Below are 19,334 nucleotides of genomic sequence, written 5' to 3' on the forward strand. Positions count from 1 at the left end.
CTGCTGTCGGTTTTTCCGACGCTATTTATGGGCATGGGACGACGTGGCCAGGAGCGACGCAGACCAAAAATTCGAGGTCGGCCACAAATAGGGATTGAATGTCTTTCACCACAGAAAGATTATGGCTTTGGTATTGCGGGCGCTAAATGGGCCATCTCATGGATATGAATGACATTAGCCCTATGGAGAAAGTCGCCAAAAGCAGCGAAACCCTCCTGAACAAGCTTGCCGAAGCTCGGCGAGGTATTATTTTGCTACGTGACCGACTTCAGACCGCAGGTAAATTAACGCCAACCTGCCGAGCCTTACTCGAGCAGGCCGATGATGCATATAGGACATCGATTGAGGCGGTGAGAAACACTGGGTTCCTTCAAGCCGATACAATTGCAAAGCTAAATGCCTTATTGGACGAAGGCGAATAGCCAATGGCCGCTGGCTGTCGTGTTACACGACATTTGGTTGGGCATGAGATGCTGCATTTATCGGGGCAAATGCACGATGAATTGCCCCGCAAGCATCGGCCAATTCGCAGTGGTGCAGGTCGGCGCAACGGCAGCCAACATCAACGAGTTCCTGTAGCAGCGGGTTGCTCGATGACCGCTGCAAACTGACCATCGCCGCTACTCTTTTGGCGATGCAATGGCGTTCGCGCCGTTCAGTGCCAAATGCCATGTTCACCTCGGGCATTTACCAGACGGATGAATTCCGACTTTGCGTGCCTTCTATGATCACTTTGCACCTCATCTGCAAGGCGTGGACACCCACAGAGTTTTTCAATTTATGACGTATTGTTGCGCCGCACTCGGCGACATACATGTCGTGTTACACGACAGGTCGCTGTTGTTGGAAAGCCGACAAATGGACGGCATGGCCAGGAGCGAAGTGGGCCATGCGTAGGTTAAACCTACGGACACGGGTGTCGTGTAACACGACAACGCGATAATCCGCTGAATTTTATCAATATAGTCAATGGCTTGCAAATGACGTGATTGCTGCCGTGCAGCAATATGGCGTGACGTGACAAGCCGAAAAAAATTCTTTCCCAAATCGCATTCGCAGCGCCGCTGATCGGGATAAATACAACGCTGGGGCTTAACTGCATCCGACGGGAACAGTGACAGCCTCTTTCATCAGCGTTTTCCAGGCCGCCCCAGCGTTTCAACTGAAAACGCATTGGGAGGAAAACGCAAATGGCAGACATTCAATGGAACAGACACATCAACAAGCTAGAGCGGTTCGCGATCTAACGGAATCGCAGGGGATTCACAGGCGCGGCTAATCGTGATTCACTTCCTGTGGAGGTGGCCCACGATGACTCGACCTTTATCCGTAGATCTGCGCGACCGTGTTGCGCGATATGTTCTGGCTGGCCATTCGCGCCGACAGGCGGCCAGTGTCTTCAATATCTCGGTGAGCTCGGCGGTACGCTATGTGGCGCAATATCTGTCGAGTGGGACGGTGGCGCCAAAGCGGCAAGGCGGTGATCGGCGCAGTAAATTGGGCGACCATCGGGCCTATGTGCTGCTGCGTGTTAAGCAGGTTCCGGATATCTCGCTGGCCGATTTAACCAAAGAACTGGCCGAGCGGGGCGTTCAAATCCATCTTTCCAACCTTGCCCGGTTTCTCCGGGCACAGGGGCTGACCTATAAAAAAAACTTTGGTCGCGTCCGAGCAGATGAGGCCGGACGTCCGGTTGCTGCGCGAGGAGTGGATTAAAGGCCGCCAACCGCTGATGCGGCGTCAGGCCCATCGCCTGGTGTTCCTCGACGAGACCGGAACCAATACCAAAATGACCCGTCTGCGGGGCCGCTCACCCAAAGGGGCGCGGTTGAAAGCCGCTGTGCCCTTCGGACATTGGAAGACGGAAACATTCATCGCCGGGCTGCGTCATGATGGCTTGGTGGCGCCCTTTGTCATCAATTGCCCGATGAACCGGAAGATGTTCGAGGCCTATATCGAGACCCAACTGGCCCCAACCCTGGAGCCGGGCGACGTCGTGATCCTCGACAATCTCTCAGCTCACAAAAGTCCTCGGGCAGAACGGATCATCCAAGATCGTGGTGCCTTCATGCTGTTCTTGCCGCCGTATTCCCCCGACCTCAATCCCATCGAAATGGCCTTCTCGAAGCTCAAGGCACACCTCAGAAAAACGGCTGCCAGGACCATTCAGGACCTATGGGACGCCATCGGCCGAATCTGCGATCTCTACGAACCTCAAGAGTGCCGAAATTTCTTCAAGGCTGCCGGATATGAACCAGTGTGATCGCGAATTGCTCTAAAGGTTAGGTCTGTAGCGATATTTGCTTTGTGTCGCTGGAATTCAATCCAGCTGGAAGACCAGGGCCTTGAGATAGGCGCTTTCCGGCAGCCAGGGATGGACCGGATGGTCGGGAGCGGCGCCCGCGCTTCTGAGGATGCGCCCCGAACGTCCGGCCAGATGCAGGCCGTGGCCGATCTCCTCGGCGAAGGTATCGGCGGGCATGTGATGGGAGCACGACGCGCACAGCAGGAACCCGCCGGGCTCCACCAGGGCGGCGGCCAGGCGGGCCATCTTGCGGTAGCCCTTGGCGCCGGCGCCCAAATCCTTCCGGGACTTGACGAAGGCCGGCGGGTCGGCGACCACCACGCCGAAGCGCTCGCCGGCCAGGGCCAGGCGCTCCATTTCGGCGAAGGCTTCGGCCCGGACCGTGCGCACGGCGACGCCGTTCAGTTCCGCCGCCCGGTCCGCCAGGGCCAGGGAATGTTCCGAGCGGTCCACCGCCCAGGTCTCGGCGGCGCCGGCCAAGGCGGCCTGCACGGCGAAGCCGCCGGCATAGGTGTAGACGTCGAGGACACGGCGTCCCTTGGCCAGACGCGCCACGAAGGCGCGGTTGTCGCGCTGGTCGAAGAACCAGCCGGTCTTCTGGCCGCCGGTCAGGTCGGCGACGAAGCGGGTGGCGTTTTCCACCAGCTCCACCGGCCCGTCCACTTGGCCGAGGACGGTTTCGTGGCGTTGCTCCAGGCCCTCCAGCTTGCGCACCGGGCTGTCGTTGACCAGCACCACCGCCCGCGGGTCCAGCACAGCCTTCAGCGCGTCGAGCAGGACGGGCAGCAGACGCTCCATGCCCGCCGTGTTGGTCTGCACCGCCAGCACGTCGCCGTAGCGGTCGACGATCAGGCCGGGCAGCCGGTCGGCCTCGGAATGGACCAGACGGTAATGGGGGGTGGGGAACAGCGCGTCGCGCAGGGAAAGGGCGGCGCGCAGGCGCTCGGCCAGGAAATCCGCGTCCACCGTGTCGGCGGCCCGGCGCGACAGGACGCGGGCGGCGATCAGCGAATGGGGATTGAAGGTGGCGACCCCCAGGCGCTCGTCGCCAGCATCCATAAGGGTAACCAGACTGCCCGGCGGCAACGCCTTGGCTTCGGCCCCCATCTCGATCTCGTTGGAAAAGACCCAGGGATGGCCGGCGCGAAGGCGCTTCGAGCGCCCCTTGGCCAGGCGGATCACGGGGCGGGCGGCGGGCGTGTCGGGATGAATCTGTGTCATGCCGGGCACTCTACGTCCGGGAATCGCTCCCGCCAAGGGCCTGAAACGCTTAAAAATCCTCATACTTTGATATATATCAATGGCGGCGATCCACGCGCTCGTCATAGTGCCCACACTTGAAGCAAAGAACCACCCGGCCGCCATCGGCCCCGGGGGCATGGTGTCGCCATGGATCCGGCCGGATGCTTCAGGTGGACCCTTTTCCGGTCGAAACAGGAGTTCGGCATGAGCATCAACACCGAAGCCACGCCCTATTGCGAAGACGTGATCAAGAAGTTCACGATCGCCGCGATTTTCTGGGGCGTCGTGGGCTTCCTGGCGGGCGACTTCATCGCCCTGCAGTTGGCCTTTCCCGTTCTGAACCTCGATCTCGAGTGGACTTCGTTCGGGCGCCTGCGTCCCGTTCACACCTCCGCGGTGATCTTCGCGTTCGGCGGCAACGTTCTTTTCTCCACGTCGCTGTACATCGTGCAGCGCACCAGCCGTGCCAGCCTGTTCGGCGGCTCGGGCCTGGGCGGCTTCATCTTCTGGAACTTCCAGGCGCTGATCGTCGTCGCCGCGCTGTCCTACGTCCTGGGCTTCTCCCAGGGCCAGGAATACGCGGAGCCGGAATGGTGGATCGATCTGTGGCTCACCGTCATCTGGGTGGCCTATCTGATCGCCTTCGCCGGTACCATCATGAAGCGTAAGGAACCCCACATCTATGTGGCCAACTGGTTCTTCTTCGCCATGATCCTGACCATCGCGATGCTGCATCTCGGCAACAACATTGCCGTGCCGGCCGCCTTCTTCGGCGGCAGCTGGATGAAGAGCTACAACGTGTTCGGCGGCGTGCAGAACGCCATGACCCAGTGGTGGTACGGCCACAACGCGGTGGGCTTCTTCCTGACCGCCGGCTTCCTCGGCATCATGTACTACTTCGTGCCGAAGCGGGCCGAGCGTCCGGTGTACTCCTACCGTCTGTCGATCGTGCACTTCTGGGCGCTGATCTTCCTGTACATCTGGGCCGGTCCGCACCACCTGCACTACACCGCTCTGCCGGATTGGGCGCAGACGCTGGGCATGACCTTCTCGGTGATGCTGTGGATGCCGTCCTGGGGCGGCATGATCAACGGCCTGATGACCCTGTCGGGCGCCTGGGACAAGCTCCGGACCGACCCGGTCATGCGCTTCCTGGTCTCGTCGGTGGCGTTCTACGGCATGTCGACCTTCGAAGGTCCGATGATGTCGATCAAGGCGGTGAACTCGCTGTCGCACTACACCGACTGGGGTATCGGCCACGTTCACTCCGGCGCTCTGGGCTGGGTGGCCTTCGTCTCCTTCGGCGCTCTGTACTACCTGGTTCCCAAGCTGTGGGGCCGCAAGGAGCTGTACTCGCTGAAGCTGGTGGGCGTCCATTTCTGGATCGCCACCGTGGGTATCGTCTTCTACATCACCGCCATGTGGATCTCCGGCATCATGCAGGGCCTCATGTGGCGCGCGTACGACAGCCTGGGCTTCCTGCAGTACTCGTTCATCGAGACTGTCGAGGCCATGCGTCCGTACTACATGATCCGTGCTCTGGGCGGCTTCCTCTTCGTCCTCGGCTCGCTGGTGATGGTCTACAACGTGTGGAAGACCATCAAGGGCGACGTCGCTGACGAGGCCATGGCTCCCGCAGCTGGCGCGGCGCGCTAAGGAGACCGACCCATGTTCAAGCATCACGCTAAGCTCGAAACCAACATCTTCTTCCTGGCCGTCGGCATCCTTCTCACGATCGTCGTCGGTGGCCTGGTGGAAGTCGTGCCGCTGTTCTCGATCGAATCGACGATCGAGAAGGTGGATGGCGTCCGTCCCTATTCTCCGCTGGAGCAGAAGGGCCGCGACATCTACATCCGCGAAGGCTGCTACAACTGCCACAGCCAGATGATCCGTCCCTTCAAGGACGAGGTCGAGCGCTATGGCCATTACAGCCTCGCGGCCGAGTCCAAGTACGATCACCCCTTCCAGTGGGGCTCGAAGCGTACCGGTCCCGACCTGGCCCGCGTGGGTGGCAAGTACACCGACGATTGGCAGGTTCGCCACCTCGTCAACCCGCGTGACGTGGTCCCCGGATCCATCATGCCGGGCTACAAGCACCTGTTGCGTCCGCTGGACTACTCCGACATCCAGGCCAACATGAAGGCCCTCAAGGTTGTCGGCGTGCCCTACACGGATGCGCAGATCGCCAATGCCAAGAAGGACCTGGAAGAGCAGGTGTTCGGTGATCCGGCTGCCAAGCCGGCCGTCGCCGCCAGCTATCCCAAGGCCCATGTCGGCTCGGCGTCGGGCAAGGACAAGGTCACCGAAATGGATGCCCTGGTCGCCTATCTGCAGGTGCTGGGAACCATGGTCGACTTCTCGACCGTGAAGCCCGAAGCGATCCGCCGCTAGAAGGAGTACGGAGTATGTTCGTCGCCTTCGTCGACAGTGTACTCCGGCCCTTCTGGGTTCTGTGGGTGATGATGATCTTCACCGGGGTCGTTTTCTACGCCTACTGGCCCAAGAACAAGTCGCGGCTGGAAGACTACGGAAACATCCCGCTGAGGGACGACAATGAGGAGCGCTAACAATGGCGACCATTGAAAAGGACTCGGTGTCCGGTCAGAACACTACCGGTCACGAGTGGGACGGCATCAAGGAGCTGAATACTCCTCTGCCGAAGTGGTGGGTCTACGTTTTCTGGGCCACCACCCTGTGGGCAATCGGCTACTGGATCGCGTATCCGGCGTGGCCGCTGGTCAACGGTTACACCAAGGGCAGCCTGGGCTATTCGTCCCGCGGGGAGCTGGACAACGAGCTGGCCGCCCAGAAGAAGGCCCGTTCGGCCTGGCTGTCCAAGATCGAGGCGTCCGACGTGGCCGCCATCGAGAAGGACAAGGACCTGCTGCGCTATGCCATGGCCGGCGGCAAGATCGCGTTCAACGAGAACTGCGCTCCTTGCCACGGTGTGGGCGGCGTCGGCGCCTTCGGCTATCCCAGCCTGGCCGACGACGAATGGCTGTGGGGCGGTGCGCTGGCCGACATCGAGCAGAGCATCAAGTTCGGTGTCCGTAACGCCAACGCCAACTCGCGCGCCAGCGAGATGCCGAAGTTCGGCGCCGACGGCCTGCTCAAGCCCGAGCAGATCGCCGCGGTCTCCGACTACGTGGTGTCGCTGGCCTCCAAGGCTCCGGCCAAGGGTTCGGCGGGCGAGACCGTCTACGCCGAGAACTGCGCGGCTTGCCACGCCGACGACGGCGCCGGCAACAAGGACCTCGGCGCTCCGGCCCTGAACAACCAGATCTGGCTGTACAAGGGCACCAAGGACGCCATCGCCGCCCAGGTCGCCAAGCCCAAGCACGGCTCCATGCCGGCCTGGTCCGAGCGTCTGGACGCGAGCACCGTCAAGATGCTGGCCGTCTACGTCCACAATCTGGGCGGCGGCAAGTAAGAGTGTAAGTGGGGGGACCCGGTGGGGTGCGTGCCTGGCGACAGGGGCGCACCCCATCGGCATATCTGGGGCCGATTTCAAGCCCCCCGATCCATCAACCCTCCCTTGTTCCCATGCAGGGCGGGCACGACGAAAGAAGCATTCTAGATTCGTCGATTTTGGAGTATCACAGCCGGCACGGCGGGGACGGCTCCCCGCCTTGGTTTTTGGCCCCCTTTCGCAGCAGAGCGTCCGCAAATCATGGCCACCCCGAAGATTGACCCGACCCTGAAGAAGCCCGCCGGCGACGGTGATGGTCCGCTTTACGCCGAGACCGTGATGATTCACCCGCGCACGGTGAAGGGCACCTTCCGCAATTGGAAATGGGCGGCGCTGATCGTCCTGCTGGCCATCTATCACATCGCGCCGTTCCTGCGCTGGGACCGTGGCCCGGACGCCCCCAGCCAGGCCATCCTGGCCGACATGACCGGGCGGCGCGGCTATTTCTTCTTCCTGGAGATCTGGCCGCAGGAGGTCTACTACATCACCGGCCTCTTGTTCCTGGCCGCCATCGCCCTGTTCTTCATGAGCTCGCTGGCGGGGCGCATCTGGTGCGGCTTCTTCTGCTTCCAGACCGTCTATACCGACCTGTTCATGTACGTGGAGCGCCTGGTGGTGGGTGACCGCGCCAAGCGCATGGCGCTGGACCGCGCCAAGTGGACCGGCGACAAGCTGGTCAAGAAGGCCGTGGTCAACATCATCTGGCTGGTGATCTCGGCCTCGTGCGGCATCGGCTTCACGCTGTATTTCGGCGACGCGCCGACCATGCTGAAGGACATCTTCCTGGGGCGTGAAGACAGCGCCGTCTACGGCACCATCGCCGTGGTGGGCGGCTGCTGCTTCCTGCTGGCCGGCTATGCCCGCGAGCAGGTCTGCCTCTACATGTGCCCCTATTCGCGCTTCCAGTCGGCCATGTTCGACGAGCATTCGCTGATCGTCACCTACGAGGAATGGCGCGGCGAGCCCAGGAAGCCCGCCCGCAAGGGCGAGGGCTTCGAGGATCGCGGCCACTGCATCGACTGCAAGATGTGCGTCACCTCGTGCCCCACCGGCATCGACATCCGCGACGGCATGCAGATGGGCTGCATCGGCTGCGCGCTGTGCATCGACGCCTGCAACACCATGATGGACAAGTTCAACCTGCCGCGCGGCCTGATCACCTGGGATTCCTCGGCCAATCTCGCCGCGCGCGAGAAGGGCGAGAAGACCAGCATCAAGCTGGTCCGCGCCCGGACCATCGTCTACGTGGCGATCATCACCGCGGTGAGCGGGCTGATGGTGTTCGGCCTGTCGTCGCGCAAGAGCTTCGACCTCGCCGTGCAGCACGAGCGCTCGCCCCTGTTCGTCCAGTTGTCCGACGGCAGCATCCGCAACGGCTATACCGTCAAGATCCTCAACATGGTGCGCGAGAACCGCGAGTTCGAGCTTTCCGTGTCGGGCATCGACGGCGTCGGCCTCGCCGTGGTGGGCGGCCAGGCCAGCGGGGCCAAGGCCTCGCTGCCGGTCGAACCCGACGCGGTGGGCACCTACAATGTCTTCGTCACCGCCCCCGCCGACAAGTTGCAGAGCAAGCGCACGCCGCTGTACTTTACCCTGCGCGAGACGGCCAAGGGCGGAAGCAACCGTCTCGAATCCCTGTTCGCCGGACCGGAGAGGTAAATGCACATGACCGAACAGCGCAAGCCCGGCTGGTGGTATCCCTACATCTTCGTCGGCGGCTTCATGGTGGTGCTGGCGGTGAATTTCACCATGGCGTACTTCGCCAATTCCACCTTCTCCGGTGTGTCCACCGAGCGTCCCTACGAGAAGGGCCTGGCCTTCAACCAGACCATCGAGGCGGCCCGCAAGCAGGAAGCGCTGAACTGGTCCGTGGACCTGCAGGTGGACCCCGCCGCCAATCACGGCGCCCACGTCACCGTCACCTACAAGGATGCCGCCGGCAAGCCGGTGGACGGCATGCAGGTCAAGGCCCAGTTCGTGCGGCCCACCGCCAAGGGCCATGACCGCGAGGTGCTGCTGGCCCCCATCGGCCCCGGCGCCTACGCCACCTTGCAGGAACTGCCCATGGCCGGCGTCTGGGACCTGGGCCTGGTGGCCACGGGCAAGGACCTGCCCTATTCGGTCAACCGCCGCATCGTGGTGCCGTGAGCGCAGCCACGCTCTGCCGCCATTGCGCAGGTCCGGTGCCGGCCGAGATGGGCGGCGCGTTCTGCTGCAAGGGCTGCGAGGGGGCCTACCATCTCGTCGAAGGCCTGGGCCTGGAGCAGTATTACGCCCGGCGCACCACCGATCCGGCGGCGCGGCCGCTCAGGCCCGACGAGGACGCCGAGAGCTATCACGACTTTTCCGCCCATGTGAGCGTCGACGACAAGGGCGAGGCCAGCCTGCACCTGATGATCGAGGGGCTGCATTGCGGCGCCTGCATCTGGCTGATCGAATCGCTTCTGAACAAGCAGAAGGGCGTCACCTGGGCCCGGGTCAACATGACCACGCGCCGGCTGGTGGTGCGCTGGAAGCCCGAAGAGACCGAGCCCGGCGCCCTGCTCGCCCCGGTGATCAGTGTCGGCTACCGCCTGGTGCCCTATGATCCCGAGCGCCTGAGCGCCGAGACCCATCGCCAGGAAAAGGAATTGCTGCGCGCCATGGCTATTGCCGGCTTCGCCGCCGGCAACGTCATGCTGCTGTCGGTCTCGGTGTGGGCCGGGCATTTTTCCTATATGGGGCCGGCGACCCGCGGCCTGATGCACTGGATCTCCGCCCTGATCGTGTTGCCCGCCGTGGCGTGGTGCGTGCGGCCCTTCGCCCGTTCGGCCGTCTCGGCGCTGCGGGCCGGGCGCACCAACATGGACGTGCCCATCACCATCGGCGTGACGCTGGCCAGCCTGATGAGCCTGTGGGAGACCATCAACGGGGGCGAATACGCCTATTTCGATTCGGCCATCACCCTGCTGTTCTTCCTGCTGATCGGCCGCTACCTGGATTCGCGGGCCCGGGGCCGGGCGCGCACCACGGTGGAGCATCTGCTGGCGCTGGACGCCGTGGCGGTCACCGTGCTGGAGGACGACGGCTCGCAGCGCATGCTGCCGCCCCACAAGGTGGCGCCCGGCGCGAAGGTGCTGGTGGCGGCGGGCGAGCGCATCGGCGTCGATGGCCGCATCATTGACGGCCGCTCCGACGTGGACACCAGCCTGCTGACCGGGGAAAGCCTGCCGGTCCAGGTGGCGCCCGGCGCCCAGGTCTTCGCCGGCACCATCAACCTGTCGGCGCCGCTGCGCCTGGAGGTGGCGGCGGTGGGCGAGCGCACCCTGCTGGCCGAGATCGTGCGCATGATGGAGGTGGCTGAACAGGGCCGCGCCCGCTATGTCGCCCTGGCCGACCGGGTGTCGCGCTGGTACGCCCCCGTGGTGCACGTGGCGGCGCTGGCCACCTTCTGCGGCTGGACGTTCTTCACGGCGACGGCCTGGCAGGAGGCGCTGCTTTACGCCGTCGCCGTGCTGATCATCACCTGCCCCTGCGCCCTGGCGCTGGCCGTACCGGTGGTGCAGGTCATCGCCTCGGGCCGGCTGATGCGCCAGGGTGTGCTGGTCAAGTCGGCAACCGCGCTGGAACGCTTCGCCGACGCCGATACCGTGGTGTTCGACAAGACCGGCACCCTGACCCTGGGCAAGCCCGTCCTGGCCGAGGATGGGGGCTGGACCAAGGACGACCTGATGGTCGCCGCCGGCCTGTCGCCCGCGTCGCGCCATCCCCTGGCCCGCGCCGTCACCGCCGCCTGCCCCGCCGCCACCGTGGCCGAGGGCGTGGTCGAGGTGCCGGGCATGGGCCTGGAGAGTCCGTCCCAGGGCATCCGCCTGGGCAGCCGCAAGTTCGTCGGCGTTGCCGACGATGCCAGCGGCGACGGGCCGGAATTGTGGCTGTCGCGCCCCGGCCATGGGCCGGTGCGGTTTTGCTTCACCGACGCGCTGCGCGCCGACGCCGTTCCAGTGGTGGCGGAACTGCGCCGCATGGGGCTTGCCGTGGAATTACTGTCGGGCGACCGCCCCGCCGCCGCCGCCAAGGTGGCCGAGGCGCTGGGCATCTCCGAATGGCGTGCCGGCTGCACTCCGGCGGAGAAATGCGCCCGTCTGGCCGAGCTGGCCGCCCAGGGCCGCAAGGTGCTGATGATCGGCGACGGCCTCAACGACGCCCCGGCGCTGGCCGCCGCCCACGTCTCCATGTCGCCGTCCACCGCGGTGGATGTCAGCCAGACCGCCGCCGACGTGGTGTTCCAGGGGGCCCGCCTCGCCCCCGTCACCGAAACGCTGGACGTGGCGCGGCTGTCGCGCGTCCTGGTGAAGCAGAATTTCGTCCTGGCGCTCGGCTACAACCTGTTCACGGTGCCGCTGGCCATAGCCGGAATGGTCACCCCCCTCATCGCCGCGATTGCCATGTCCACCTCGTCGCTGGTAGTAATTGGGAACGCTCTGCGTCTATCGCGCCGGAGAGGGTAGTGGACAATCTGTTGATGCTGATCCCGGTGGCCCTCGGTTTGGGCTTCGTGGGATTGCTAGGGTTCCTGTGGGCGTTGAAGTCGGGTCAGTTCGATGACCTCGACGGGGCGGCGCATCGCATCCTCTTTGACGACGACGAACAGCCCAAGACCGGGGCCTGAGGGGATGGGTAGCCTGCACATGCCGCCCCTTGATTACGACGCCCACAAGACGCCGCACATCGCCGATCTGCGCTCGCCCCAGTGCCGCAACTGCGACATCGTGCGCGAGATCGCCTTCTGCGCCGACCTGTCCCACGACGAGGTCAAGCGCCTGGCCACCGTGCGCTGCCACGCGGCGCTGCCCGCCAATTTCACGGTGTTCCGCGAAGGCGACGAGGTGGACAACGTCTATTCCATCTCCAACGGCGCGGTGAAGCTGTACAAGCTGATGCCCGACGGACGGCGCCAGATCATCGGCTTCCTGTTCTCGGGCGACCTGTTCGGGTTGGGCATCGACGGCGGCTATTGCTACACGGCCGAGACCATCACGCCGACCCATCTGTGCCGCTTCACCCATCGCAAGCTGGACAGCCTGATCAGCGAGATTCCGCGGCTGGAGCGCCGCATGTTCACCATGGCGGTCAAGGACCTGGTGTCGGCCCAGGACCAGATGCTGCTGCTGGGCCGCAAGACGGCGCGCGAAAAGGTCGCCACCTTCCTGCTGCGCCTGTCCCAGCGCTCGACCCAGGCGGGCGGCTCGGCCAGCCCGGTGGCGCTGCCCATGAGCCGCGCCGACATCGCCGATTATCTCGGCCTGACCATCGAGACGGTCAGCCGCACCTTCACCCAGCTCAAGCGCGACGGCATCATCGGGTTGCCGGCGTCGGGTCATTGCATCGTCAATGACTGGGACGCGCTCAGAGAGCTGGCCGAAGGCGCCTGAGCCCCCATCTATCCATCAGCGTCCCAAAGCGAAAGAGGCCCTCCGGTGAGCACCGAAGTCAGGATCAAACGCATCACCACGCGCGACATCCGCGCCCGCAAGGGGGCCGAGCCGCTGGTGGTGCTGACCGCCTATACCGCGCCCATCGCCCGGCTGCTCGATCCCGTCTGCGACATCCTGCTGGTGGGTGATTCGCTCGGCATGGTGGTCTACGGCATGGAGACCACCCTGGGCGTGACGCTGGACATGATGATCAACCATGGCGCCGCCGTGGTGCGCTCGTCGTCGAAGGCCTGCGTGGTGGTGGACATGCCGTTCGGCTCCTACCAGGAAAGCAAGGAGCAGGCCTTCCGCAACTGCGCCCGGGTGATGGCCGAAACGGGCTGCGCCGCCGTCAAGCTGGAAGGCGGCCGCGAACTGGCCGAGACCATCCGCTTTCTGGTGGACCGGGGCATTCCGGTGATGGCCCATATCGGCCTGAAGCCCCAGGCGGTGCACGCCGCCGGCGGCTTCCGCGCCCAGGGCCGCCTGGATGCGGAGGCCGAGGCCATCCGCGCCGACGCCCGCGCCATCACCGAGGCCGGCGCCTTCTCGGTGGTGGTCGAGGGCACGGTGGAGCCGGTGGCCAAGGCCCTTTCGGCGGAAATCAGCATTCCCACCATCGGCATCGGCGCGTCCGCCGCCTGCGACGGCCAGGTGCTGGTGATCGACGACCTGGTCGGGCTGTTCGACGACTTCACCCCCAAATTCGTCAAGCGCTACGCCGACCTGCGCCCCATCATCACCAAGGCGGCCGAGGATTACGCCGCCGAGGTCAAGGCCCGCACCTTCCCCGGTCCGGAACATTGCTTCGGGGTGGCGAAGAAATGAGCGCTCCCGTCGTTATTGTCCGCTCCGTCGCGGCCTTGCGCGCCCAGGTGGGCGACTGGCGCGACGCCAAGCTGTCCGTCGCCCTGGTGCCCACCATGGGGGCGCTGCATGACGGCCATCTGTCGCTGGTGCGGCGCGGGCTGGAACTGGCCGACCGCTGTGTCGCCTCGGTGTTCGTCAATCCCACCCAGTTCGGCCCCAACGAGGATTTTGCCCGCTATCCCCGCCAGGAGGAGAAGGACGCCGCCGCGCTCTCCTCGGCCGGCTGCCATGTGCTGTTCGCCCCCACGGTGCCCGAGATGTACCCCGACGGCTTCGCCACCACGGTCAGTGTCACCGGCGTGTCGGAGGGCTTATGCGGCGCGGTGCGCCCCGGCCATTTCGCCGGCGTCGCCACGGTGGTGACCAAGCTGCTGCTGCAATGCCTGCCCGACGTCGCCCTGTTCGGCGAGAAGGACTACCAGCAGCTGGCGGTGATCCGCCGCTTCGCCCGCGACCTGGATATTCCGGTGCGCATCGAGGGCGTGCCGACGCTGCGGGAAGACGACGGCCTGGCCATGTCGTCGCGCAACGCCTACATGACGCCCGAACAGCGGGCCGTCGCCCCCTGGCTGATCCGCGCGCTGACCGGCGTGGCCGACGGCCTTCGCGCCGGGGCCAAGGCCTCGGACCTCTGCCCCATGGCGGCCTCGGGCCTGCTGAAGGCCGGCTTCGATTCGGTGGATTACATCGAGGTCCGGGACGCCGCCTCGCTGGCCCCGGCCGAGACCTTGGACCGCCCCCTGCGCATCCTGGCCGCCGCCCGCCTGGGCGCCACCCGTCTGATCGACAATATCGGGGTGGAGCCTTAAGGGCCTAAGTTTGTCCGACTTAGGCTGAACCCCACTTCCCTCACCGTCACCCCCGGACTTGATCCGGGGGTCTATGGATGGCCGGGTCAAGCCCGGCCATGACGGGTGGAGGGGGGCTCCCTCCAGGCTCTACCGCCCCGCCACCATCAGCCCGTCGATGCGGCAGGTCGGCGCGTCGATGCCGTGGCGCAAGCTGAGGTCGCTGGCCGGGGTGAGGTTGAGGAACATGTCCTTGAGATTCCCCGCCACCGTCACCTCGTTGACCGGGAAGACCAGCTCGCCGCCCTTGATCCAGAAGCCCGAGGCCCCGCGCGAGTAATCGCCGGTGACGCCGTTGACTCCCTGGCCCGACAGGTCGGTGACGTAGAAGCCTTCCGAGATGTCGTGGATCATCTCGCCCGGCGTGATGTGGCCGGCTTCCAGATAGAAGTTGCTGGCCGACGGCGAGGGCGGCGACGAGGTGCCCCGGCTGGCGTGGCCGGTGGAGCGCATGCCCAGTTGGCGGGCCGAGCGCAGATCCAGCAGCCAGGTGGTCAGCACCCCGTCCTCGACGATGGCCCGTGTTTGGGTGGCGATGCCCTCGCCGTCGCAGGGGCGCGAGCGCAGGCCGCGCCGGCGGTGGGGATCGTCCACCACGCGCACGCCGCGGGCGAAGATGGCCTGGCCCAGCTTGTCCTTGAGGAAGCTGGTGCCGCGCGCCACCCCGGCGCCGTTGATGGCTCCGGCTAGGCTGGACACCAGGCCGCGCGCCACGCGGGGGTCGAAGATCACCGGCACCTGTTTGGTCGCCACCTTGCGGGCTCCTAAGCGGCGGACGGCGCGGCGGCCCGCCTCGAAGCCGATTTCCTCGGCTTCCCGCAGGTCGGCCAGGAACACCGCCGAGGAATAGTCGTAGTCGCGCTCCATGCCCTGTTCGTTGGTGCCGGCCAGCACCGACACCGACAGCGACGACGAGGTCACGGCATAGGAATGGGCAAAGCCGTTGGAGGCGACGATGGCGACGCCCGAGCGGCCCCAGCCGGCCTCGGCGCCCTCGGAATTGGTGACGCCGGTCACCGAGCGGGCGGAATCCTCGGCGGCGCGCACCATGTCGATCAGCTTTTCCGCCGAAGGCTCCCCGGGGTCGCAGACGTCGAGATCGGGAAAGTCGCGGGCCAGTTCGGCCGGCTCGGCCAGGCCGCAATAGGGGTCCTCGGGGATCGAGCGCGCCATGGCCACGGCGCGTTCCACCAGTTCGGCCAGGGCGGCCTTCGAGCGGTCCGAGGATGAGACGAAGGCCTGGCGCTTGCCGATCAGCACGCGCAGGCCGACGTCGCCGGATTCGGCCCGCTCGAGGCGCTCCAGCGCGCCAAGCCGCAATCCCACCGACAGCGAGGCGGAATCGATCAGTACGGCGTCGGCGGCCTCGGCTCCGGCCTTGCGGGCGTCGGCGACCAGATCACTCAGCAGATCGAGGGGGGCAATCCCGGACATGGCGGCGGCTCCGAAAAGGGGGCATTCAGGCTGCCTTGATTCCGGAGCGGCGTAAAGGGGGGATCAGGGCAGGGGCGACAGCCCGATCACCATGGGATGCAGCCACAGCAGCACGGGATAGAGCGCCAGCCCGCCCAGGATGCGGACCCAGCCCAGTTCGGCCAGCAGGGCGCGGGCGCCGAACACCGCTTGTCCGTCCATCTCCCGCCAGCGGTCCTCGCCCAAGGATTTGCGGCGCTTGGCGTCGAGAATGCGCGGCCCCACCAGGCACAGCAGGAACAGGGGCACGAACAGCAGCAATCCGGCCAGATGGCCGTTGGGCACGATGTGGGCGGCGCTCCAGATGCCCAATCCCCAGATGATGGGATGGCGCGTCAGGCGCACGACGCCCGGCCGCGCCGGGTCATAGCCCGCCCCGCCGGGGCCGATGGAGAAGGGGTTCTTTTGGGTCAGGCCCAGCACCCAGAACAGGCACGCGGCGGGCATGGCCAGGGGGGGAACCCAGCGCATCCAGGGCTGCTGCTCCCACACCACAACGGTGGGGGAGGCAAGCGCGGCGGCGATCACCCAGACCAGCAGGATGGTGGAGACCACCGAATAGCCGGCATAGAAGACGGCGCGGCCGTACCTCGCCTCGATCGGCCCGCGCACCGGCTTCCAGTTGGACAGCGAATGCGCCCCCAGGAATGCCGCCACCGACAGGATGAGATGGCCCACCTCGCCGGTCAGGCTCATGGTGCTAGAACTCCACCTCGGGCAGGTTGTGCAGGCGGGCGCAGGCCACCACCGTGTTCCTGAGCAGGCAGGCGATGGTCATGGGGCCGACGCCGCCGGGAACGGGAGTGATGGCGCCCGCCACCTTGACCGCCGAGGCGAAGTCCACGTCGCCCACCAGCCTGGTCTTGCCGTCGGGCAGATCGATGCGGTTGATGCCGACATCGATCACCGTGGCGCCCGGCTTGATCCAGTCGCCCTTGACCATCTCGGGCCGTCCCACGGCGGCGACGACGATGTCGGCGCGGCGCACCACGTCAGGAAGGTCCTTGGTCTGGGAATGGGCGATCGTGACGGTGCAGCTTTCCTTGATCAGCAGCTGGGCCATGGGCTTGCCGACGATGTTGGAGCGCCCGATCACCACGGCGTCCAGGCCGCCCAGCTTGCCCAGATTGTCCTTCAGCAGCAGCAGCGAGCCCAAGGGGGTGCAGGGCACCATGGCGTCCATGCCCGCCGCCAGCCGGCCCACGTTGACGGGATGGAAGCCGTCCACGTCCTTGGCCGGGTCGATGGCCTCGATCACCTTCTGGGTGTCGATGTGCTTCGGCACCGGCAGCTGCACCAGGATGCCGTGGACCGCCGGGTCCTTGTTCAGGCTTTCGATCAGGAGCAGCAGCGCGTCTTCCGGCGTGTCGGCGGGCAGCTTGTGCTCGAATGAGTTCATGCCGGCTTCCAGCGTGCGCTTGCCCTTGGTGCGCACATAGACCTGGCTGGCCGGGTCCTCGCCCACCAGCACCACCGCGAGGCCGGGGGTGATGCGGTGCTTTTCCTTCATCTCGGCCACGCGGGCGGCGATGGTCTCGCGCAGTTTGCCGGAAAACAGGTTGCCGTCGATCAGCTTCGCGTCAGTCATGGTTGCTTGCCATCCACTCGTCGAGGCGATGCCGCAGATCCTCGGAATCGCCGGAAATCATGATCACCTTGCGCCGGTCGGTGGCGCCCAGGACGATGTCCATGTCCGACTTGGGGATCTTCCAAGCCTTGGACAAAAGCTTCAACAGCGCCGCGTTGGCCTTGCCGTCCTCGGGCACCGTGGTCACTTGCGCCTTCAGTACCACCGAACCGTCCGCCTCGTCCGCCGGACCCATGATGCGGTCGCGCGACGCCTTGGGGGTGAGGCGCAAGGCGACCTTCAGGCCGCCGGCGCAAGGGGTGAAGGGCGAGCGGCTCAAAGGCTGAACCGCACCTGCTCCAGCACCCGGATGATGAAATACAGGATCAGCCACAGCGCGATGGGCGACAGGTCCACATTGCCGAAATCGGGCAGGACGCGGCGAAGCGGCCGCAGCGCCGGTTCGGTCAGGCGGTAGATCACGTCCAGGATGGTGCGGACCGCCGAGTTGTAGGTGTTGATCACCCCGAAGGCGACCAGCCAGCTGACGATCACCGACGCCAGGATGACGTACCAGTACAGGTTCAGCGCGATCAGAATGACTTCGATCAGCGTATTCAGGATCACATGCATGGGCGGCACCTGCGCGGGCGGTTCCAATGGCGCCCAAACCTATCCAAGGCGGCCTTGTCGCGCAAGGCTGGCGATGCCATCTTGGAAGGACTCTATTCAGGGAGGGGTAAGCATGAACGACGACGTCAAGAGCCTGATGCCCAACGCCGACATGACGCGACGCGGCTTCGTGTCGGCCGCCGTGCTGGCCACCGGCTACGCCCTGGCGGTCAGTCCCGCCGCGGCCGGGGCCATCAGCACCGACGTGCAAGGCCTGTCCGCCGGCGCGGTGATGATCCCCACCCCGGGCGGCCATCCCATGCCGGCCTATGCCGCCATGCCGGCGGGCAAGGGGCCGTTTCCCACTATTCTGGTGATTCAGGAGATCTTCGGCGTTCACGAGCATATCCGCGACGTCTGCCGCCGCTTCGCCAAGCTGGGCTATCTGGCCATCGCGCCGGAACTGTATTTCCGCCAGGGCGATCCTTCGGTGCTGACCGACATCCCCACCATCTTGTCCTCCATCGTGGCGCGGGTGCCCGACGCCCAGGTGATCTCGGACCTGGACGCCGCCGCCGCCTGGGCGGCGGCCAATGGCGGCGATGCGGACAGGCTGGGCGTCACCGGCTTCTGCTGGGGCGGGCGCGCCGTCTGGCTGTACGCCGCCCATAACCCGAAACTGAAGGCGGCGGTGGCCTGGTACGGCAGGCTGGTGGGCAACCCCACGCCCGAAACGCCGAAGCAGCCGATCGATGTGGCCGCCGGCCTGATGGCGCCGGTGTTGGGTCTTTACGGCGGCGCCGACCAGGGCATTCCCCAGGACAGCGTCGAGAAGATGAGGGCGGCGGTCAAGCCGGCGCGGGTCAAGGTGGACATCGTGGTCTTCCCGGACGCGCCGCACGCCTTCCACGCCGATTACCGCCCCTCCTACCGCGAGGCGCCGGCCAAGGACGGTTGGGCCAAGGCCCTGGCCTGGTTCAAGGCCAACGGGGTGTGATCGAGGACGGGAATTAAGGGCGGGCGGGTCTCAGCCCCGCCCGTTTCCGGGCTGGATCAGGGTGCGCAGCGTCGCGTCGAGACCCAGGACGAGGGCGGCCTGCACCTCGGCCGGTTGGGCGGCGATGGCGGCGGCGATGCCGCCCAGGGGATCGTCGTGCAGCAATTCATGGCCCGCCGAGGTGAGTTCCAGGCGGTTGCGGCGGCGGTCGCCCGGTTCGGGCAGACGATCCACCAATCCCTTGCGCACCAGGGCGGCCACCGTCTGGCTGGCGGTGCCGCTGGTGGTGGCGTGGTAATGGGCGAAGGCGGTGACGGTGCGGGATTCGGGGACCGCGTCGGAGAGATAGCGCAAGGCGCTCCACTGGGCGGGGTTCAGGCCGCCGGCGAAAGCCGCCCCGTTGGCCAGCCGCACGATCTGCGCCATGGCCTCGGCGGCCGCGCGGGCCGAGAAGCGTAACCGAGTGTTACCATCCATCATAGTTCATCATCGCAC

At 65.6% G+C, this 19,334-nt stretch carries 21 protein-coding genes; 14 read left to right on the forward strand and 7 right to left on the reverse strand.

Annotated features, from left to right (window positions below; translation table 11 throughout):
- Positions 1 to 158: 158 nt before the first annotated feature.
- Both XM1_RS23815 and XM1_RS23055 read left to right on the forward strand, forming a co-directional pair.
- A complete protein-coding gene (locus tag XM1_RS23815; RefSeq protein ID WP_156428618.1) occupies positions 159 to 422 on the forward strand; it encodes a hypothetical protein in 264 nt (87 codons plus the stop codon).
- 889 nt (positions 423 to 1,311) lie between these two features.
- A protein-coding gene (locus XM1_RS23055; RefSeq protein ID WP_156428594.1) for an IS630 family transposase occupies positions 1,312 to 2,263 on the forward strand; the annotation gives its coding sequence in 2 pieces (ribosomal slippage) (positions 1,312 to 1,649 and positions 1,648 to 2,263; 954 coding nt in all).
- 57 nt (positions 2,264 to 2,320) lie between these two features.
- Here the strand turns inward: XM1_RS23055 and XM1_RS02310 are convergent.
- Entirely contained in the window at positions 2,321 to 3,526 is a 1,206-nt protein-coding gene (locus XM1_RS02310; RefSeq protein WP_068429079.1) for a class I SAM-dependent rRNA methyltransferase, read from the reverse strand.
- Positions 3,527 to 3,751: 225 nt separating this feature from the next.
- Here XM1_RS02310 and ccoN point away from each other — a divergent pair, with 225 nt between their 5' ends.
- The 11 genes from ccoN to panC all read left to right on the forward strand — a co-directional run bounded on the left by ccoN (position 3,752) and on the right by panC (position 14,151).
- On the forward strand, positions 3,752 to 5,203 hold the full coding sequence (gene ccoN, locus XM1_RS02315; RefSeq protein ID WP_068429082.1) for a cytochrome-c oxidase, cbb3-type subunit I: 1,452 nt from the start codon (positions 3,752 to 3,754) through the stop codon (positions 5,201 to 5,203).
- Between the two features lie 12 nt (positions 5,204 to 5,215).
- Complete coding sequence (gene ccoO, locus XM1_RS02320; protein WP_068429085.1) at positions 5,216 to 5,938, forward strand: cytochrome-c oxidase, cbb3-type subunit II; 723 nt, start codon at positions 5,216 to 5,218, stop codon at positions 5,936 to 5,938.
- Positions 5,939 to 5,952: 14 nt separating this feature from the next.
- Complete coding sequence (locus XM1_RS23060) at positions 5,953 to 6,114, forward strand: cbb3-type cytochrome c oxidase subunit 3 (RefSeq protein ID WP_082700341.1); 162 nt, start codon at positions 5,953 to 5,955, stop codon at positions 6,112 to 6,114.
- A 2-nt stretch (positions 6,115 to 6,116) separates the two neighbouring features.
- Positions 6,117 to 6,977 carry a cytochrome-c oxidase, cbb3-type subunit III gene (gene ccoP, locus XM1_RS02325; RefSeq protein ID WP_068429087.1) on the forward strand — a complete coding sequence of 287 codons (861 nt, stop codon included), beginning with the start codon at positions 6,117 to 6,119 and terminating at the stop codon, positions 6,975 to 6,977.
- 240 nt (positions 6,978 to 7,217) lie between these two features.
- Positions 7,218 to 8,675 (forward strand): cytochrome c oxidase accessory protein CcoG, encoded by a 1,458-nt coding sequence (ccoG, locus tag XM1_RS02330; RefSeq protein ID WP_068429089.1) that lies wholly within the window; start codon positions 7,218 to 7,220, stop codon positions 8,673 to 8,675.
- Entirely contained in the window at positions 8,676 to 9,164 is a 489-nt protein-coding gene (locus XM1_RS02335; RefSeq protein ID WP_068429093.1) for a FixH family protein, read from the forward strand. It begins immediately after the preceding gene.
- Positions 9,161 to 11,506, forward strand: coding sequence for a heavy metal translocating P-type ATPase metal-binding domain-containing protein (locus tag XM1_RS02340; RefSeq protein WP_068429096.1), 2,346 nt, complete (start codon positions 9,161 to 9,163; stop codon positions 11,504 to 11,506). Before XM1_RS02335 ends, XM1_RS02340 begins: the two co-directional genes overlap by 4 nt.
- Positions 11,506 to 11,667 (forward strand): cbb3-type cytochrome oxidase assembly protein CcoS, encoded by a 162-nt coding sequence (ccoS, locus tag XM1_RS02345; protein WP_009870367.1) that lies wholly within the window; start codon positions 11,506 to 11,508, stop codon positions 11,665 to 11,667. The genes XM1_RS02340 and ccoS overlap by 1 nt, the downstream gene beginning before the upstream one ends.
- Before the next feature lie 19 nt (positions 11,668 to 11,686).
- Positions 11,687 to 12,430 carry a helix-turn-helix domain-containing protein gene (locus XM1_RS02350; protein WP_068429099.1) on the forward strand — a complete coding sequence of 248 codons (744 nt, stop codon included), beginning with the start codon at positions 11,687 to 11,689 and terminating at the stop codon, positions 12,428 to 12,430.
- Between the two features lie 45 nt (positions 12,431 to 12,475).
- Positions 12,476 to 13,300 (forward strand): 3-methyl-2-oxobutanoate hydroxymethyltransferase, encoded by an 825-nt coding sequence (panB, locus tag XM1_RS02355; protein WP_068429103.1) that lies wholly within the window; start codon positions 12,476 to 12,478, stop codon positions 13,298 to 13,300.
- Positions 13,297 to 14,151 (forward strand): pantoate--beta-alanine ligase, encoded by an 855-nt coding sequence (gene panC, locus XM1_RS02360; protein ID WP_068429105.1) that lies wholly within the window; start codon positions 13,297 to 13,299, stop codon positions 14,149 to 14,151. The genes panB and panC overlap by 4 nt, the downstream gene beginning before the upstream one ends.
- Positions 14,152 to 14,280: 129 nt before the next feature.
- Here the strand turns inward: panC and XM1_RS23820 are convergent, their stop codons facing one another.
- From XM1_RS23820 to XM1_RS02385, 5 genes are all read right to left on the reverse strand, one after another.
- Complete coding sequence (locus XM1_RS23820) at positions 14,281 to 15,624, reverse strand: TldD/PmbA family protein (RefSeq protein WP_068429108.1); 1,344 nt, start codon at positions 15,622 to 15,624, stop codon at positions 14,281 to 14,283.
- A gap of 63 nt (positions 15,625 to 15,687) precedes the next feature.
- Positions 15,688 to 16,359, reverse strand: coding sequence for an NnrU family protein (locus tag XM1_RS23825; protein WP_068429111.1), 672 nt, complete (start codon positions 16,357 to 16,359; stop codon positions 15,688 to 15,690).
- Positions 16,360 to 16,363: 4 nt separating this feature from the next.
- Positions 16,364 to 17,251: a bifunctional methylenetetrahydrofolate dehydrogenase/methenyltetrahydrofolate cyclohydrolase FolD gene (folD, locus tag XM1_RS02375; protein ID WP_068429115.1), complete on the reverse strand. Its 888-nt coding sequence runs from the start codon at positions 17,249 to 17,251 to the stop codon at positions 16,364 to 16,366.
- A complete protein-coding gene (locus tag XM1_RS02380; protein WP_068429118.1) occupies positions 17,244 to 17,570 on the reverse strand; it encodes a DUF167 family protein in 327 nt (108 codons plus the stop codon). Before XM1_RS02380 ends, folD begins: the two co-directional genes overlap by 8 nt.
- Entirely contained in the window at positions 17,567 to 17,863 is a 297-nt protein-coding gene (locus XM1_RS02385; RefSeq protein WP_068429121.1) for a YggT family protein, read from the reverse strand. The genes XM1_RS02380 and XM1_RS02385 overlap by 4 nt, the downstream gene beginning before the upstream one ends.
- 112 nt (positions 17,864 to 17,975) lie before the next feature.
- Between XM1_RS02385 and XM1_RS02390 the strand changes: the two genes are divergently transcribed.
- Positions 17,976 to 18,839 (forward strand): dienelactone hydrolase family protein, encoded by an 864-nt coding sequence (locus XM1_RS02390; RefSeq protein WP_068429127.1) that lies wholly within the window; start codon positions 17,976 to 17,978, stop codon positions 18,837 to 18,839.
- 30 nt (positions 18,840 to 18,869) lie between these two features.
- Here the strand turns inward: XM1_RS02390 and XM1_RS02395 are convergent, their stop codons facing one another.
- On the reverse strand, positions 18,870 to 19,316 hold the full coding sequence (locus tag XM1_RS02395) for a MarR family winged helix-turn-helix transcriptional regulator (RefSeq protein ID WP_231920670.1): 447 nt from the start codon (positions 19,314 to 19,316) through the stop codon (positions 18,870 to 18,872).
- Between the last annotated feature and the right edge of the window lie 18 nt (positions 19,317 to 19,334).

Source organism: Magnetospirillum sp. XM-1, assembly GCF_001511835.1.
Lineage (GTDB): Bacteria > Pseudomonadota > Alphaproteobacteria > Rhodospirillales > Magnetospirillaceae > Phaeospirillum.

Bases quoted from the DNA above. Each gene is read 5' to 3' on its own strand.
- XM1_RS02385 (WP_068429121.1), bottom strand. From the start codon at position 17,863: ATGCATGTGATCCTGAATACGCTGATCGAAGTCATTCTGATCGCGCTG.
- XM1_RS02390 (WP_068429127.1), top strand. From the start codon at position 17,976: ATGAACGACGACGTCAAGAGCCTGATGCCCAACGCCGACATGACGCGA.
- XM1_RS23825 (WP_068429111.1), bottom strand. From the start codon at position 16,359: ATGAGCCTGACCGGCGAGGTGGGCCATCTCATCCTGTCGGTGGCGGCA.
- XM1_RS02335 (WP_068429093.1), top strand. From the start codon at position 8,676: ATGCACATGACCGAACAGCGCAAGCCCGGCTGGTGGTATCCCTACATC.
- XM1_RS23820 (WP_068429108.1), bottom strand. From the start codon at position 15,624: ATGTCCGGGATTGCCCCCCTCGATCTGCTGAGTGATCTGGTCGCCGAC.
- ccoO (WP_068429085.1), top strand. From the start codon at position 5,216: ATGTTCAAGCATCACGCTAAGCTCGAAACCAACATCTTCTTCCTGGCC.
- ccoN (WP_068429082.1), top strand. From the start codon at position 3,752: ATGAGCATCAACACCGAAGCCACGCCCTATTGCGAAGACGTGATCAAG.
- XM1_RS02350 (WP_068429099.1), top strand. From the start codon at position 11,687: ATGCCGCCCCTTGATTACGACGCCCACAAGACGCCGCACATCGCCGAT.
- XM1_RS23060 (WP_082700341.1), top strand. From the start codon at position 5,953: ATGTTCGTCGCCTTCGTCGACAGTGTACTCCGGCCCTTCTGGGTTCTG.
- XM1_RS02310 (WP_068429079.1), bottom strand. From the start codon at position 3,526: ATGACACAGATTCATCCCGACACGCCCGCCGCCCGCCCCGTGATCCGC.
- panC (WP_068429105.1), top strand. From the start codon at position 13,297: ATGAGCGCTCCCGTCGTTATTGTCCGCTCCGTCGCGGCCTTGCGCGCC.
- folD (WP_068429115.1), bottom strand. From the start codon at position 17,251: ATGACTGACGCGAAGCTGATCGACGGCAACCTGTTTTCCGGCAAACTG.
- XM1_RS02395 (WP_231920670.1), bottom strand. From the start codon at position 19,316: ATGGATGGTAACACTCGGTTACGCTTCTCGGCCCGCGCGGCCGCCGAG.
- ccoP (WP_068429087.1), top strand. From the start codon at position 6,117: ATGGCGACCATTGAAAAGGACTCGGTGTCCGGTCAGAACACTACCGGT.
- ccoG (WP_068429089.1), top strand. From the start codon at position 7,218: ATGGCCACCCCGAAGATTGACCCGACCCTGAAGAAGCCCGCCGGCGAC.
- XM1_RS23815 (WP_156428618.1), top strand. From the start codon at position 159: ATGGATATGAATGACATTAGCCCTATGGAGAAAGTCGCCAAAAGCAGC.